At 70.0% G+C, this 14819-nt stretch carries 14 protein-coding genes and 5 tRNA genes; 5 read left to right on the forward strand and 14 right to left on the reverse strand.

Features of this window, described 5'->3' with window-relative positions; all coding sequences use genetic code 11:
• The first annotated feature begins 3 nt into the window (after window positions 1-3).
• Window positions 4-207 carry a hypothetical protein gene (locus ACZ5WC_RS22135; protein WP_311121713.1) on the forward strand — a complete coding sequence of 68 codons (204 nt, stop codon included), beginning with the start codon at window positions 4-6 and terminating at the stop codon, window positions 205-207.
• Between the two features lie 95 nt (window positions 208-302).
• Here ACZ5WC_RS22135 and ACZ5WC_RS22140 read toward each other — a convergent pair whose 3' ends face one another.
• The 4 genes from ACZ5WC_RS22140 to leuC form a co-directional block, all read right to left on the reverse strand.
• Window positions 303-971: an HU family DNA-binding protein gene (locus tag ACZ5WC_RS22140; RefSeq protein WP_096626286.1), complete on the reverse strand. Its 669-nt coding sequence runs from the start codon at window positions 969-971 to the stop codon at window positions 303-305.
• 142 nt (window positions 972-1113) lie between these two features.
• Window positions 1114-1341 carry an SCO5555 family protein gene (locus tag ACZ5WC_RS22145; protein WP_026291031.1) on the reverse strand — a complete coding sequence of 76 codons (228 nt, stop codon included), beginning with the start codon at window positions 1339-1341 and terminating at the stop codon, window positions 1114-1116.
• A 104-nt stretch (window positions 1342-1445) separates the two neighbouring features.
• The gene (leuD, locus tag ACZ5WC_RS22150; protein ID WP_096626285.1) at window positions 1446-2039 is read right to left on the reverse strand and encodes a 3-isopropylmalate dehydratase small subunit; all 594 of its coding nucleotides are present in this window, start codon (window positions 2037-2039) and stop codon (window positions 1446-1448) included.
• Window positions 2040-2041: 2 nt separating this feature from the next.
• Window positions 2042-3469 (reverse strand): 3-isopropylmalate dehydratase large subunit, encoded by a 1428-nt coding sequence (gene leuC, locus ACZ5WC_RS22155; RefSeq protein ID WP_468542407.1) that lies wholly within the window; start codon window positions 3467-3469, stop codon window positions 2042-2044.
• A gap of 174 nt (window positions 3470-3643) precedes the next feature.
• Between leuC and ndgR the strand changes: the two genes are divergently transcribed.
• Window positions 3644-4360 (forward strand): IclR family transcriptional regulator NdgR, encoded by a 717-nt coding sequence (gene ndgR / locus ACZ5WC_RS22160; protein ID WP_026237628.1) that lies wholly within the window; start codon window positions 3644-3646, stop codon window positions 4358-4360.
• Between the two features lie 83 nt (window positions 4361-4443).
• On the opposite strand, the gene ACZ5WC_RS22165 is transcribed toward ndgR, so the two are convergent.
• The gene (locus ACZ5WC_RS22165) at window positions 4444-5016 is read right to left on the reverse strand and encodes a DUF4188 domain-containing protein (protein ID WP_468542408.1); all 573 of its coding nucleotides are present in this window, start codon (window positions 5014-5016) and stop codon (window positions 4444-4446) included.
• Between the two features lie 88 nt (window positions 5017-5104).
• Between ACZ5WC_RS22165 and ACZ5WC_RS22170 the strand changes: the two genes are divergently transcribed.
• The gene (locus ACZ5WC_RS22170) at window positions 5105-5746 is read left to right on the forward strand and encodes a MerR family transcriptional regulator (protein WP_096626281.1); all 642 of its coding nucleotides are present in this window, start codon (window positions 5105-5107) and stop codon (window positions 5744-5746) included.
• A gap of 64 nt (window positions 5747-5810) precedes the next feature.
• Here ACZ5WC_RS22170 and ACZ5WC_RS22175 read toward each other — a convergent pair.
• The 9 genes from ACZ5WC_RS22175 to ACZ5WC_RS22215 form a co-directional block, all read right to left on the reverse strand.
• Window positions 5811-5883: transfer RNA gene (locus ACZ5WC_RS22175), tRNA-Glu, on the reverse strand.
• Between the two features lie 20 nt (window positions 5884-5903).
• A tRNA-Gln gene (locus tag ACZ5WC_RS22180) sits at window positions 5904-5975 on the reverse strand.
• A gap of 12 nt (window positions 5976-5987) precedes the next feature.
• Window positions 5988-6060: transfer RNA gene (locus ACZ5WC_RS22185), tRNA-Glu, on the reverse strand.
• Window positions 6061-6120: 60 nt separating this feature from the next.
• Window positions 6121-6193 (reverse strand) — tRNA-Glu (locus ACZ5WC_RS22190).
• A 39-nt stretch (window positions 6194-6232) separates the two neighbouring features.
• Window positions 6233-6304, reverse strand: a tRNA-Gln gene (locus tag ACZ5WC_RS22195).
• A gap of 88 nt (window positions 6305-6392) precedes the next feature.
• Window positions 6393-7112 carry an HAD family hydrolase gene (locus ACZ5WC_RS22200; protein ID WP_468542409.1) on the reverse strand — a complete coding sequence of 240 codons (720 nt, stop codon included), beginning with the start codon at window positions 7110-7112 and terminating at the stop codon, window positions 6393-6395.
• 95 nt (window positions 7113-7207) lie between these two features.
• The gene (gene gltX, locus ACZ5WC_RS22205; protein ID WP_468542410.1) at window positions 7208-8731 is read right to left on the reverse strand and encodes a glutamate--tRNA ligase; all 1524 of its coding nucleotides are present in this window, start codon (window positions 8729-8731) and stop codon (window positions 7208-7210) included.
• Complete coding sequence (locus ACZ5WC_RS22210; RefSeq protein ID WP_096626275.1) at window positions 8724-9509, reverse strand: fumarylacetoacetate hydrolase family protein; 786 nt, start codon at window positions 9507-9509, stop codon at window positions 8724-8726. The genes gltX and ACZ5WC_RS22210 overlap by 8 nt, the downstream gene beginning before the upstream one ends.
• A gap of 257 nt (window positions 9510-9766) precedes the next feature.
• Window positions 9767-9949 carry a hypothetical protein gene (locus ACZ5WC_RS22215; RefSeq protein ID WP_096626273.1) on the reverse strand — a complete coding sequence of 61 codons (183 nt, stop codon included), beginning with the start codon at window positions 9947-9949 and terminating at the stop codon, window positions 9767-9769.
• 581 nt (window positions 9950-10530) lie between these two features.
• Here ACZ5WC_RS22215 and ACZ5WC_RS22220 point away from each other — a divergent pair.
• Together ACZ5WC_RS22220 and ACZ5WC_RS22225 are read left to right on the forward strand one after the other, a co-directional pair.
• Window positions 10531-14304 carry a sensor histidine kinase gene (locus ACZ5WC_RS22220; RefSeq protein ID WP_468542411.1) on the forward strand — a complete coding sequence of 1258 codons (3774 nt, stop codon included), beginning with the start codon at window positions 10531-10533 and terminating at the stop codon, window positions 14302-14304.
• Between the two features lie 9 nt (window positions 14305-14313).
• A complete protein-coding gene (locus ACZ5WC_RS22225) occupies window positions 14314-14727 on the forward strand; it encodes a roadblock/LC7 domain-containing protein (RefSeq protein WP_006127850.1) in 414 nt (137 codons plus the stop codon).
• Window positions 14728-14819: the final 92 nt, after the last annotated feature.

Raw genomic sequence — 14819 nt, forward strand, 5'->3', positions numbered from 1 at the left:
CCCATGCAGGCGACCTCGTACACGTACGACCCCGAGACCCGGACCGGCAGTGTGCTGCTGGACGACGGCACGCCGGTGGACTTCGACGCCCCGGCCTTCGACGCGGGCGGCCTGCTGCTGCTGCGTCCGGGGCAGCGGGTGCGGATCGAGGGCGAGGGGACGGGCTCGGACCTGCGGATCACGCTGGTGACGCTGCAGACGTTCTGAGGGCCGCCCGGGACGGGGTCCGGACAGCCCGCGGGCCGGGGTCCCCCCGGGGGAGCCCGGCCCGGCGCGTGTGAGGAGCGAGCGGGTGCCCGGTCTCACTTCTTGCGTGCGGTGGCCTTCTTGGCCGTGGTCTTGCGCGCCGTGGTCTTCTTCGCGGGCGCCTTCTTCGCCGTGGTCTTCTTGGCGGGCGCGGTCTTGCTGGGAGAGGCCTTCTTGGCGGTCGTCGCGGCCTTCTTCGCCGGGGTCGCCTTCTTCGCGGCCGCGGTGGTCTTCTTGGCCGTGGTCTTCTTCGCGGTGGCCTTCTTGGCGGCGGCGGTGGTCTTCTTCGCCGGGGTCGCCTTCTTGGCGGTGGTCTTCTTCGCGGTGGCCTTCTTGGCGGCCGACTTCTTGGCGGCGGCGGCCTTCACCGTCGTACGGGCGGCGGAAGATCCGCCCGAGAGGCTGCCCTTGGGGGCCTTCTTGACGGCCACGTCGTTCTTGGGGAGCTTCTTGGAACCGCTCACCAGGTCCTTGAACCCCTGGCCCGCGCGGAAGCGGGGCACCGAGGTCTTCTTGACCCGGACGCGCTCACCCGTCTGCGGGTTGCGGGCGTACCGGGCGGGGCGGTCGACCTTCTCGAACGAGCCGAAGCCGGTGACCGAGACACGGTCCCCGGCGACAACGGCACGGACGATCGCGTCGAGTACCGCGTCGACGGCGTCTGCGGCCTGCTGACGGCCGCCGACCTTGTCGGCAATCGCTTCTACGAGCTGCGCCTTGTTCACGTCTTCCCCTTCGGAGACATTGCCAGAACGAAAGTGTTCAAGCTTTTTCGCACGTTAGGCAGATATATACCGCAAATCAAACACGAAACGGGCTAATCACCCTAGTGCCGCAACGAAGTCGACCGATGCGCAGTTCCACGTGTCAGTCACCTTCGGGGAATCGGCCCTCATCGAGGTCCTTCATCATCCGGTCCAGACGCCTTGCCGCGTCCGGGAGATCGTGCTTCGCCGCGGCCGTGACGACCAGCAGCTTCCGGGTCAGCGCCATCCGTACGCTCTCCGGGACTTGCAGTGCACGCACCTTCGCGTGCGCTTCCTTCAATCGGTCGGCGACTTGGCCATAGAGCTTGAGTTGGCTGTCGCGTTCCATGCACCGATTGTGCCATCTGGGGCGAGTTGTCGCCCGACGGGGTCTCAACAAGCGACTGCGCCCCCTGCCGGGAGGCAGAGGGCGCAGTCGTGGAAAAGCGCTGCTCAGGCGGCAATGGTACGCGGTTTGAAGGCGGGTCGGGCCGCCTCGTACGCCGCGATGTCCGCTTCGTTCTGAAGGGTGAGGCTGATGTCGTCGAGGCCGTTGAGCAGCCGCCAGCGGGCGTTCTCGTCGAGCTCGAAGTCGGCGGTGATGCCCTCCGCGCGGACCTGTCGGGCCTCCAGGTCGACGGTGACCTCGGCACTGGGGTCGGCCTCGGTCAGCTCCCAGAGGGCGTCGACGACCTTCTGCTCCAGGACCACGGTCAGCAGCCCGTTCTTCAGGGAGTTGCCCCGGAAGATGTCGGCGAAGCGGGAGGAGACGACGGCCTTGAAGCCGAAGTTCTGCAGGGCCCAGACCGCGTGTTCGCGGGAGGACCCCGTACCGAAGTCGGGACCGGCCACCAGGACCGAGGCACCCTGACGCTCGGGGCGGTTGAGGACGAAGTTCTCGTCCTTGCGCCAGGCTTCGAAGAGCCCGTCCTCGAACCCGTCGCGGGTGACCTTCTTCAGCCAGTGGGCGGGGATGATCTGGTCGGTGTCGACGTTGCTGCGGCGCAGCGGAACGGCCCGGCCGGTGTGGGTGGTGAAGGCTTCCATGGCTATCGGACTCCGGCGGGGGTACGGGTGTCGGACAGGTCGGCGGGCGAGGCCAGATGGCCCAGCACCGCGGTGGCGGCGGCGACCTGGGGCGAGACCAGGTGGGTGCGGCCGCCCTTGCCCTGCCTGCCCTCGAAGTTGCGGTTCGAGGTGGAGGCGGAGCGCTCGCCGGGGGCCAGCTGGTCGGGGTTCATACCGAGGCACATCGAGCAACCCGCGTGCCGCCATTCGGCGCCCGCCTCGGTGAAGACCTTGTCCAGGCCCTCGGAGACGGCCTGGAGCGCCACCCGGACCGAGCCCGGGACGACCAGCATCCGTACGCCCTCCGCGACTTTGCGGCCCTGAAGGACCGAGGCGGCGTTGCGCAGGTCCTCGATGCGGCCGTTGGTGCACGAACCTACGAAGACGGTGTCCACGTTAATCTCGCGCAGCGGCTGCCCCGCGGTCAACCCCATGTACTCCAGGGCCTTTTCGGCGGCGTTGCGCTCCGAGGCGTCCTCGTACGAAGCGGGGTCGGGGACGCTGGCCGACAGGGGCGCGCCCTGGCCGGGGTTGGTGCCCCAGGTGACGAACGGGGCCAGTTCCGTGGCGTCGATGACGACCTCGGCGTCGAACACCGCGTCGTCGTCGGAGCGCAGGGTCTTCCAGTACGCGACGGCGGCGTCCCAGTCCTCGCCCTCGGGGGCGTGGTCGCGGCCCTTCAGGTAGTCGAAGGTGGTGGCGTCGGGGGCGATCATGCCCGCGCGGGCGCCGGCCTCGATCGACATGTTGCAGATGGTCATCCGGGCCTCCATCGAGAGCTTCTCGATGGCGGAGCCGCGGTATTCGAGGATGTAGCCCTGGCCGCCGCCGGTGCCGATCCGGGCGATGATCGCCAGGATCAGGTCCTTCGCGGTGACCTCGTCGGGCAGTTCGCCCTCGACCGTGATGGCCATGGTCTTCGGGCGGGCCAGCGGCAGCGTCTGGGTGGCCAGGACGTGCTCCACCTGGCTGGTGCCGATGCCGAACGCCAGCGCGCCGAACGCGCCGTGCGTGGAGGTGTGGGAGTCGCCGCAGACCACGGTGGTGCCGGGCTGGGTCAGCCCCAGCTGCGGGCCGACCACGTGCACGACGCCCTGCTCCACGTCGCCCAGCGGGTGCAGCCGCACGCCGAAGTCCGCGCAGTTCTTGCGCAGGGTCTCCAGCTGGGCGCGCGAGACGGGGTCGGCGATCGGCTTGTCGATGTCGAGGGTCGGGGTGTTGTGGTCCTCGGTGGCGATGGTGAGGTCGAGGCGTCGCACCGGACGCCCGGCCTGGCGCAGCCCGTCGAAGGCCTGCGGGCTGGTCACCTCGTGGAGCAGGTGCAGATCGATGAAGAGAAGGTCGGGCTCGCCCTCCGCGCGCCGGACAACATGGTCGTCCCAGACCTTCTCCGCGAGTGTCCTACCCATCGCTTTCCCTCCGGCCGGCGTCTTCGCCAGCCCAACTAGAGATTCGGTGCGCCTCCGTCCGCACCCCCGAGCGGGGCGGTGGCTACGAGCCGTTGTGCGGCCGCCCCCAAAGGTTCGCAACTTCCGCGGAAAATTGAACTTGCGTTTCACAGAGTGAGACGGGAGTATCGTCGTATGGACAACTCTAGCGGCGTCGGCGTTCTCGACAAGGCAGCTCTGGTATTGAGCGCCCTGGAGTCCGGTCCGGCCACCCTCGCCGGGCTGGTCGCGGCGACAGGGCTCGCACGGCCCACGGCCCATCGACTGGCCGTGGCACTGGAACACCACCGGATGGTGGCGAGGGATATGCAGGGCCGGTTCATCCTCGGCCCCCGGCTGTCGGAACTGGCGGCCGCGGCGGGCGAGGACCGCCTGCTGGCCACGGCCGGACCGGTGCTCACCCACCTGCGCGACATCACCGGCGAGAGCGCACAGCTCTACCGCCGGCAGGGCGACATGCGCATCTGCGTGGCAGCGGCGGAACGGCTGTCCGGACTCCGGGACACAGTGCCGGTCGGCTCCACACTCACGATGAAGGCGGGCTCCTCCGCCCAGATCCTGATGGCCTGGGAGGAGCCGGAGCGCCTGCACCGGGGCCTCCAGGGCGCCAGGTTCACCGCGACGGCGCTCTCCGGCGTACGGCGGCGGGGCTGGGCCCAGTCGATCGGCGAGCGGGAACCGGGCGTCGCCTCGGTCTCGGCGCCGGTGCGCGGCCCCTCGAACCGGGTGGTCGCCGCCGTCTCGGTCTCCGGACCGATCGAGCGGCTGACCCGCCACCCGGGCCGGATGCACGCCCAGGCGGTCATCGACTCGGCAGCGCGGCTGAGCGAGGCCCTGCGCCGCAGCGGCTGACATCCCCTTCGTACGGAGCACGACGCGCCGCCCCCGCACGGGCCGACGCGCCGCTCACCTCCGTACCGCGGGGATGCGACCCGCTACTCCTCCCCTTTTCCGGAAGGCCGCCCCAGCGCCGTGGCAGCCGCTTTCCCCTTCCCGGGCTCCGGCCCGGACTCCTGCGCGGCCGACCGATGGGCGAGCCGGTCCGCCGCCCTGCGGCCCCGGGCCGTGACCGGCAGTACGCCGGTGGCCGCGGCCAGCCCGTACGCCGGCATATCGGCGTAGATGGACTCATAGCCGCCCTCGGGCACGATGTAGCTCTCGTGCCACAGCCCCACGTGCTGCCGGGACTTCTTCTCCTTGCGGTTGACCATCGCCCAGGCCTTGCGGTGGAACATGTCGGGAGCGGCCGCGTACGCGTACAGCTTCTCCTTCGACTCCCAGTACTGGACGACGTAGTACGTCCGGGGCGAGCCGGTGAGCAGCGTGTAGCCGAGCAGCCCCCGATCCTTGCTCCTGGTCAACTCCCGCAGCATGCGCGGCATCGCGGCGAAGACCGGCAGCCAGTGGTGCACGCCCCAGAAGTGGTTGATGCGCATCCCGATGAGCAGGACGACGACATCGCCCTCGGCCGCCGCCGTCGTCCGGCCCGGTATCGGTTTCGCGAACATGTGATGCCCCGTTTCGTTGGAGAGTTGCGCTATCCAATGGTGGGATAGTGGCACTGCCCAAGGCGTGGCGCAAGGGAAGGCACACGGAATGCGACTCTCGGAACTCAGCGAGCAGAGCGGCGTCTCGACGGCGACGATCAAGTACTACCTGCGTGAGGGGCTGCTGCCTGCCGGGCAGCGGGTCAGTGCGACGCAGGCGGAGTACGACGAGGCCCATCTGCGGCGGCTGCGGCTGGTGCGGGCGCTGATCCAGGTCGGACGACTGCCGGTGGCGACGGCCCGCGAGGTGCTCGCGCACGTGGACGACGAGTCGCTGGGCCGCACGATCCGTCTGGGAGCGGCGCTGTGGGCCCTGCCGCACGGGCCCGCGCCGGACGAGGACGCCCCGGAGACCGCCGTCGCGCGCAGCCATGTGGCGTCGCTGCTCGCGGAGTTGGGGTGGTCGACCGCGCTGGAGCTCGGTGACCTCTCCCCCGTCCACCGGTCGCTGGTCGCCTCGGTGGCCACGCTGGTCCGGCTCGGATACCCCTGTGACATCGGCTACTTGACCCGGCAGGCCCGGATCATGGAGCAGGCCGCCGTGCACGATCTGGACGAGATGGAGACGTACGGCTCGGAGGCCGAGCAGGTCGAGAAGGCCGTCGCGTCGGCGGTGCTCTACGAGCCGCTGCTGATGTCGCTGCGACGGCTGGCGCAGAGTGAGGAGTCGGCCCGCCGGTACGGTCTGTGACCCGGACGACGACAGCGGAAAGGCCCTCCACCGAGGTGAAGGGCCTTTCTGTTGTGCTCTGTTGTACCCCCGACCGGATTCGAACCGGCGCTACTGCCGTGAGAGGGCAGCGTGCTAGGCCGCTACACAACGGGGGCGTGGTTACTGCTGACTTGCGCTGGGCTACCAGGACTCGAACCTAGAATGACGGTACCAGAAACCGTAGTGTTGCCAATTACACCATAGCCCATGGTGGGACAAGTACCCCCGACCGGATTCGAACCGGCGCTACTGCCGTGAGAGGGCAGCGTGCTAGGCCGCTACACAACGGGGGCCCTAGCGATCCTGCATCGAAAACGTGGGTGCGACCCGGACGTTCCCGCGGGAAGGATCTGTACCCCCGACCGGATTCGAACCGGCGCTACTGCCGTGAGAGGGCAGCGTGCTAGGCCGCTACACAACGGGGGCTTGTCTTGCTTGTACTGCTGGTTACTGCTTGGTGTTGCGCTGGGCTACCAGGACTCGAACCTAGAATGACGGTACCAGAAACCGTAGTGTTGCCAATTACACCATAGCCCACTGAAATGCAACCCCTGGAGGGGGCTTCACCTCTTTCTGCGCTTCCCGGTCGGATCTTCCGTCCCGCTCGGGCGGCGCAGAAAGAACATTACCTGAAGGTGTCCGACGCTCCAAAACGGGTATTGCCTGCCAGCAGCCCGGGCAGCCGGTCGAGTCCGGTGATCGTCAGGAGATCCGGCCTTCCGCCCCGGCCCCGCCGGTCGAGCCAGATGCCGGTCAGTCCGGCGGCCACGGCCCCGCTCGCGTCGATGTCCGGCTCGTCCCCCACGTACGCCACCTCGTGGGGCTCCAGCCCGAGCGCCTCGCAGGCCGCGTGGAAGGCTCCGGGCTCGGGCTTGGAGATGCCGAGCTCCACGGCGCAGACCATCGCCTCGAACCGGTCGCGGACGCCCAGCGCGGTGAGCTTGCGGTGCTGGTGAGGGGCGCTGGAGTTGGAGAGGATCGCGTGGCGGTAGTCGGGGGCCAGCCTGTCCAGGGCCGGCAGCACGTCCGGGAAGAGCTCCCAGGCGGCCTCGTAGTGGACCCGGTGGCCGGCGAACCAGGCGTCGGCCTCGGCGTCCGTCATCGGCCGCGAGAGGAAGTCCCGCACCCGGTCCCGGCGCTGGCCGGCGAAGTCCGTCTCCCCGGCGGCGACGCGCGCCCAGTGCACGGCGGTGATCGCCCGCCAGGCGGCGAGGGCCTCGTCGACCGACGCGTACATCTCGGGCTGTCCCCTGCTCTCCAGGTGGAGCCGCATGCCGGTGTGGTCGGCACCCGTGTAGTCGAAGATCGTGTCGTCGATGTCCCAGAGCACGGCTCGGATCGGCATGTACGTCACGGTAGCCGCCCGGCGGCCGCCTCGGAGGGGAAAGCCGGGAAGGGCCGCAGCCGGTCGGCTGCGGCCCTTCCGGGGTGTCTGTCGCCTTACGCGGCCAGCTTGGCCAGGGCGGCGTCCACCCGGGCCAGGCTCTTCTCGCGGCCCAGGATCTCCAGGGACTCGAAGAGCGGCAGGCCGACGGTGCGGCCGGTGACGGCGACGCGGACCGGGGCCTGGGCCTTGCCGAGCTTGAGGCCGTGGGCCTCACCGGCGGTGAGGACGGCGTTCTTCAGCGACTCCGGGTCGTCCCAGTCGGCCGCCTCCAGGTTGGCGCGGGCCGTGGTCAGCAGCGCGGCCGGGTCGCCCTTCATCGCCTTGGCCCAGGAGGCCTCGTCCTCGACCGGCTCGTCCAGGAAGAGGAAGTCGACGTTGTCGGTGATGTCTGAGAGCACCGTGACCCGGGTCTGGGCGTACGGGGCGATCCGCGTCCACTTCTCCGCGTCGAAGGCCTCCGGCGCCCACGGGGCGAACGGGGCCTTCAGCCAGGGGCCGCAGGCCTCGGTGAAGGTCTTCACATCCAGCATGCGGATGTGCTCGGCGTTGATGTGCTCGCACTTCTTGAGGTCGAAGCGGGCCGGGTTGGCGTTGACGTCCTTGATGTCGAACGCGGCGATCAGCTCGTCCACCGAGAAGATGTCGCGGTCCTCGGCGATCGACCAGCCGAGCAGCGAGAGGTAGTTCAGCAGGCCCTCGGGGAGGAAGCCGCGCTCGCGGTACAGGTTGAGGGAGGCCTGCGGGTCGCGCTTGGAGAGCTTCTTGTTGCCCTCGCCCATGACGTACGGCAGGTGGCCGAAGGCGGGGGTGTCCTTGGCGATGCCCAGCTCGATGAGCGCCCGGTACAGGGCGATCTGGCGCGGGGTGGAGGAGAGCAGGTCCTCGCCGCGCAGGACGTGGGTGATCTCCATCAGCGCGTCGTCGACCGGGTTGACCAGCGTGTAGAGCGGGGCCCCGTTGGCGCGGACGATGCCGTAGTCCGGGACGTTCTCCGGCTGGACGGTGATCTCGCCGCGGACCAGGTCGGTGAAGGTGATGGCCTCGTCGGGCATCCGGAAGCGGACGATCGAGCTGCGGCCCTCGGCCTCGTACGCGGCGGTCTGCCCGTCGGTGAGGTCGCGGCAGTGGCCGTCGTAACCGGACGGCTTGCCCGCGGCGCGGGCGGCGTCGCGGCGGGTGTCCAGCTCCTCGGTGGTGCAGTAGCAGGCGTAGGCGTACCCGGCGGCGAGCAGCTTCTCGGCGACGTCCTTGTACAGGTCCATCCGCTGCGACTGGCGGTAGGGGGCGTGCGGGCCGCCGACCTCGGGGCCCTCGTCCCAGTCCAGGCCCAGCCAGCGCATCGAGTCGAGCAGCTGCTGGTAGGACTCCTCGGAGTCGCGCGCCGCGTCGGTGTCCTCGATCCGGAAGACCAGGGTGCCCTGGTGGTGCCGGGCGAAGGCCCAGTTGAACAGCGCCGTGCGGACCAGGCCCACGTGGGGGTTGCCGGTCGGGGAGGGACAGAAACGGACACGAGGGGGTACCCCCTGGCCGAGCGGAGCCGAGAGCTTGGGGGAGGGTGCCGCTGGTGCGTTAGCCACGCTTGATCACCTTGTTGGTGAGAGTGCCGATGCCTTCGATGGTGACGGCGACCTCGTCGCCGACGTGCAGGGGGCCGACCCCTGCGGGGGTCCCGGTGAGGATCACGTCACCCGGGAGAAGCGTCATGGCCTCCGTGATGTGGACGATCAGGTCCTCGACGGAGCGGACCATGTCGCTCGTGCGGCCGAGCTGTCGCTGCTCGCCGTTGACCGTCGCCTGGATGGTGAGGTCGTGGGGGTCCGCGTCGGTCTCCACCCAGGGGCCCAGCGGGCAGGAGGTGTCGAAGCCCTTGGCGCGGGCCCACTGCTTCTCGCGCTTCTGCACGTCGCGGGCGGTGACGTCGTTGGCGCAGGTGTAGCCGAAGACGACGTCCTTGACGCGCTCGCGGGGGACCTCGCGGCACATACGCCCGATGACCACGGCCAGCTCGGCCTCGTGGTGCAGCTCGCTGGAGAAGGAGGGGTACTCGATCGCGTCGCCGGAGCCGATCACCGAGGTGGTGGGCTTGAAGAAGGTGATCGGCGCCTCGGGGACCTCGTGGCCGAGCTCGGCGGCGTGCTCCGCGTAGTTGCGGCCGATGGCCACGACCTTGTTGGGGAGCACGGGGGGCAGCAGCCGGACCTTGTTCAGCGGGACCTTGGTGCCCGAGAGCTCGAAGTCGGCGTACGGAATGCCCTTGATGATGTCGAGGACGAGGTCACCGGATTCCACGGTGCCCTGTCCCTCGACGGCGCCGAAGGCGACGTTGCCGTCGATGGAGAACCTGGCGATGCGCACGGGATGCTGTCGCCCCTCACTTGCTGGCTGACTGAAGACTGACGCTCCAGGCTAGCGCCTCGCCCGGCGCGGACCGCCCCAGAAGGAGCGTCGTCCAGTGCGTGCGGCGGCAAGGCGGCCGAAGGCCCTGGTAGCGGAGCTACCAGGGCCTTCGGCCAACGCCGCGAGCGTGCGTGCTGGACGGCGTGACGGGGTGATCCGGGCCGGGCGAGGCGCTGGCGCCGTGAGGGGGCACAGCCTCGCCCAGCGCGGGGCCGCTACCGGGCGACCGTGACCGGGGCGTCCATGAGGATGGTGCGGCGCGGGTTGGCCGTCACGGCGGGCAGGTCGGCGGCGTGCTCCGGCTGGAGGGGCGTCTGCAGCGCTTGGGCGTCCTTGAGGTGCGCCAGCGTGGTGCGCCGGGGGTTGGCAATGTTGCGGAACATCGTCGTCGTCTTCATCTGCCGTCAGGACCCTGTTCGTACGGGCGCCGCATCGGCGGCGCCGGCTTGTCGGATTCGCCATCCCTGTAAAGCGTCAGGCTAAACATCCGGTTCCCCGCCGAAGCCGGGATGAGGCGACGATCATCATGTGAGTTTGCTCACGAACTAATCGACAATTAGCCCATTCCGGACAGCTGATCACGGCACAGGAAACGGACATTGCACCACTGAATCCACTATTCCGCTCCTGATCATCGCGACTAGGACACCCCCCACCCCTAAGGGACTCGTCCCTAATAGTCCGCTTTACCCACGATCTCTCTCCACTCCTTGTTACTCGTTCATCACAACGTGTCACCCAGGTCACAGCCCGGTACATGGGCCTTGTTGGAGATCCGGCACTGTGCTGGAATTCCACGCACCGCCGCGGGTTTCAAGTGCCGGCGCGCAGGGCGCAACGCAGCGCCGAGTGGCGGCGGGAGGGGGAGTTCGCCGGTCACTCAACGACCATCAAGGGGGCGCGTCCAGCGCCCCACGACGCCGACACCGTTCTGTCCGTTTACGCGGGTGGAACGCCTGGTCCAGAGGTTGCGACGCTAGTGCAGGGACGTTTCAAGAGGGATGGCAGCGCTCCGGCGGAACAGGAGCCGCGCGGCGGGACCGACCGCGGTTCCTCGCCCCAGCACGCCCAGAACCCCGGGCCGGCCGGCGCCGGCGACAACACCGACCGTGCGCAACGCCCGGGCTCCACGACGGACGGCGGTGCGGAGCCGAACACGTCCGCCTCCTCCCGCGGCCCGGTCGACACGGGCTCGCGAATAGCGCTCCGTAACTGGCGCATCAGTACGCGACTGGTCTCGCTCCTCGCCCTCCCGGTGGTCGCCGCGACCAGCCTCGGCGGTCTGCGGATCCAGGAGTCGATGAACGACATGCAGCAGCTGGAGCACATGCAGCTGCTGACGAAGATGACCAAGCAGGCGACCACGCTCGCCCAGGCGCTCCAGGTCGAGCGCGACCAGTCGGCCGGTCCGCTGTCCAACAAGTCCAAGCCGACCGACTACAAGGTCACCGGCCCCCGGGACAAGACCGACCGGGCCACGGACGCCTTCCTGAACGAGACCGACTCGATCGGTGACTCCGAGGGCGACGAGGCGCTGGAGAGCATCCACGCGAGCATCTCGTCGATCGCCTCCCAGCTCGGCACCATCCGTACGATCCGCAAGACGGCGTACGAAGAGGACACGCCGAGCCTCAACACCATCGACCGGTACAGCCAGCTGATCACCTCGCTGCTGAGCCTCTCGCAGGACATGGCCCAGGCGACCAGCAACCCGGAGATGATCAAGCGGACCCGGGCCCTGGCGGCGTTCTCCTCCGCCAAGGAATATGCCTCGGTGCAGCGCGCGATCATCGCCGCGGCGCTCCCGGGCGGCCAGGTCAAAGACCCGCACATGAACCCGAACGACCGGCAGTTCGGAAAGAACGCGCTCGAAAAGGAAGACCGGGCGATCCGCTCGTTCAAGACGATCTACGGGACGACCGGCGAGAGCGCCGAAGAGCTCATGAGGTCCCTGGACAACGGGAACCCGGAGATCAACGCCGGGAACATGTACGCCAAGCGCGTCCTCAACACCACGAACGAGATCGAGGGCAAGCTGGTCCGGTCGTACCTCGACTGGTACGACCAGAGCACCATCAAGATCAACGTCATGGAGAACATCGAGGCCACCCTCCTCAGCGACATGGAGGCCAAGGCCCGTGAGCTGCGGCAGGCCTCCCAGCGCGACGCGATCATCAACGGTGCGGTCATCCTCATCGTGCTCGGCGTCTCGCTCGTCGGCGCCTTCGTGGTGGCCCGCTCCATGATCCGTTCGCTGCGCCGCCTCCAGGACACCGCCACCCGGGTCGCCCAGGACCGGCTGCCCGAGCTCGTCAAGCAGCTCTCCGAGACCGACCCGCAGGACGTCGACACCTCCGTCGAGTCCGTCGGCGTGCACTCCCGGGACGAGATCGGCCAGGTGGCCGCGGCCTTCGACGACGTGCACCGCGAGGCCGTCCGCCTCGCCGCCGAGCAGGCCCTTCTGCGGGGCAACGTCAACGCGATGTTCACCAACCTCTCGCGCCGCTCCCAGGGCCTCATCCAGCGTCAGCTCTCGCTCATCTCCGAACTGGAGTCCCGCGAGGCCGACCCGGACCAGCTCTCCTCCCTCTTCAAGCTCGACCACCTCGCGACCCGTATGCGCCGTAACGGCGAGAACCTCCTCGTCCTCGCGGGCGAGGAGCCCGGCCGCCGGTGGACCCGCCCCGTCCCCCTGGTCGACGTGCTCCGCGCCGCCGCCTCCGAGGTGGAGCAGTACGAGCGCATCGAGCTGTCCGCGGTGCCCGCCACCGAGGTCGCCGGACGCGTCGTCAACGACCTCGTGCACCTGCTCGCCGAGCTGCTGGAGAACGCCACGTCGTTCTCCTCGCCGCAGACGAAGGTCCGGGTCACCGGTCACGCGCTGCCCGACGGCCGCGTGCTCGTCGAGATCCACGACACCGGCATCGGCCTCTCCCCCGAGGACCTCGCCGCGATCAACGAGCGGCTCGCGCAGCCGCCGACCGTGGACGTCTCGGTCTCCCGCCGCATGGGTCTGTTCGTGGTCGGCCGGCTGTCGCTGCGTCACGGCATCCGGATCCAGCTGCGCCCCTCCGACTCCGGCGGTACGACCGCGCTGGTCATGCTGCCCGTCGACGTCGCGCACGGCGGCAAGCAGCCGCCGTCCAAGCAGGGTCCCGGCCAGCAGCCCGGCGGCGCCCCCGGCGGCCTGCTCACGGGCAACGGCGCGGGCAACGGCCAGCGTCCGGGCCTCGGCGGCGGCCCCGGCGGACCGGGGTCCAAGGGCCTCGGCTCCGGGCCGGGCGCGCAGCGCGGCCAGGTCGGCGCGGGCTCGGGTCCGCGGGCGGCTCTGCCCGCCCGCGACAGCGGACCGGGCCGGGCGCAGGGCCCGCAGAGCGGCGGACAGCCGAACAACGGCGGCCGCGGCCAGGACTTCCCGGCCCAGGGCCAGGAGCCGCAGCGCCAGGGCGGCGGCCTCTCCGGCGCCTTCGGCAACAGCGCCCGGCTCGGCGCCCGAGGCGGCCAGGGCGGTGCCCACAGCGGTCCTCAGGGCGGCCAGGGTGACGCCCAGGGCCGCAACGACGCGGGCCAGCCGAACCTGTTCGGTCACGGAGCTCCGGCCGCCCCCGGCCAGAACGGCCGTACGAACCAGTTCGCGCCGCAGCCCCAGCAGCCCCAGCAGGGCCCGGGCGCGCCCCAGAACCAGCAGACCCAGCAGTCCCGCCAGGAGCCGGGCGGATTCCAGCAGCCCGGCGGCCCCGGCCGTCAGCTGCCGCCGCCCGGCGGTCCGCGTGCCGAGCTGCCCGGGGGCAACCCGCAGCCGCAGCGCCCGGCGGCCACCAGCTGGGGCGCCGACGCGCCGCGCGGTCACGACGAGCACGACGCGACGGGGCAGTTCGCCCGGCTGGCGGAACCCGGTCAGGACCAGGGGTTCCGTGCCCCGGGCGACCAGCCGAACCAGCGGCAGCCGCTGGACGACCACCAGGGTCCCGGCGCGACCTCCGAGTTCGCCCGGCCCGACTTCTCGGCGCCCCAGGGCCGTCCGTACCCGCAGCAGAGCCCGCAGGGCCAGGACCCGGCGAGCACCGCGCAGTTCGCGCGGCCCGACTTCGGTGCCCCGCTCCAGCAGAACCAGGACCAGCAGAACCCGGGCGCGTACGACCAGGGTCAGCAGCGGCCCGCGCCGCGTCAGCGTGGCCTGGACGGCAACGACTTCGGTGCGCCGCGTCCGGCGGGCGAGCCGACGAGCCGTCCCGCGCTGCCGGTCCAGCCCCAGCAGCCGGAGGCCCTGCCGCCCGCCGGTCCGGGAGACGGCCGTACGCCGCTGTACGACACCCTGGAGACCAACTGGTTCCACGGTCCGGGACAGGGCGGCCAGCAGTCCGCCGAGCCGCAGGCACCCGCGGCTCCGGAGTCCACCGGCGCGCCCGTTCCGCCGCTGCCTCAGCGCGGTGCGGACGACGCCGCGGTCACCAGCTCCTGGCGCGCTTCGCCCAACGACGAACTCGTACGACAGGCCGAGCGGGTCAAGAAGCCCGCCGCCGGCGGGGTCACCACATCCGGGCTGCCCCGCCGGGTCCCCCGCGCCAATTTGGTTCCGGGGACGGCTCAGCAGCAGAATCACCAGTCCGGACCACAGGTCTCGCGTGCGCCCGATGACGTACGCGGTCGTCTCACCAATCTCCGCCGGGGCATCCAGCAGGGTCGGCAGGCCAACAACGGCCCGTCGACCGGCAGTATCCATCTCGGCCCCACTCACCAGCAGGAGCGTTAGTTGAGCCCGATGAGTCAGGCCGCACAGAATCTGAACTGGCTGATCACCAACTTCGTGGACAACACCCCAGGGGTGTCCCACACGGTGGTGGTCTCCGCCGATGGCCTGCTGCTGGCGATGTCCGAAGGATTCCCGCGCGATCGCGCCGACCAGCTCGCCGCCGTGGCGTCCGGGCTGACGTCGCTGACCGCCGGGGCGTCCCGGATCTTCGAGGGCGGCGCCGTGAGTCAGACGGTTGTGGAGATGGAGCGGGGATTCCTCTTCCTCATGTCCATCTCCGACGGTTCCTCACTGGCCGTTCTCGCCCACCCGGACGCCGACATCGGTCTGGTCGGGTACGAAATGGCCCTCCTTGTCGACCGTGCGGGCACCGTCCTCACGCCCGACCTCCGCGCCGAGCTCCAAGGCAGTCTGCTCCACTAGGCGGCCTTCCAGCGGATTCACGACACGATCCCCCCAGGTAATGCCCACAACCCTCACCCGACGGGCCGCTTCAGTCCCCCCACCGGCCCCTT

The sequence above is a fragment of the Streptomyces sp. NPDC033165 genome, from assembly GCF_055577965.1.

Coding starts and splice junctions, on each gene's coding strand:
- ACZ5WC_RS22135 (WP_311121713.1), top strand. CDS start 4: ATGCAGGCGACCTCGTACACGTACGACCCCGAGACCCGGACCGGCAGT.
- ACZ5WC_RS22145 (WP_026291031.1), bottom strand. CDS start 1,341: ATGGAACGCGACAGCCAACTCAAGCTCTATGGCCAAGTCGCCGACCGA.
- leuD (WP_096626285.1), bottom strand. CDS start 2,039: ATGGAAGCCTTCACCACCCACACCGGCCGGGCCGTTCCGCTGCGCCGC.
- leuC (WP_468542407.1), bottom strand. CDS start 3,469: ATGGGTAGGACACTCGCGGAGAAGGTCTGGGACGACCATGTTGTCCGG.
- ndgR (WP_026237628.1), top strand. CDS start 3,644: ATGGACAACTCTAGCGGCGTCGGCGTTCTCGACAAGGCAGCTCTGGTA.
- ACZ5WC_RS22165 (WP_468542408.1), bottom strand. CDS start 5,016: ATGTTCGCGAAACCGATACCGGGCCGGACGACGGCGGCGGCCGAGGGC.
- ACZ5WC_RS22170 (WP_096626281.1), top strand. CDS start 5,105: ATGCGACTCTCGGAACTCAGCGAGCAGAGCGGCGTCTCGACGGCGACG.
- ACZ5WC_RS22200 (WP_468542409.1), bottom strand. CDS start 7,112: ATGCCGATCCGAGCCGTGCTCTGGGACATCGACGACACGATCTTCGAC.
- ACZ5WC_RS22215 (WP_096626273.1), bottom strand. CDS start 9,949: ATGAAGACGACGACGATGTTCCGCAACATTGCCAACCCCCGGCGCACC.
- ACZ5WC_RS22225 (WP_006127850.1), top strand. CDS start 14,314: ATGAGTCAGGCCGCACAGAATCTGAACTGGCTGATCACCAACTTCGTG.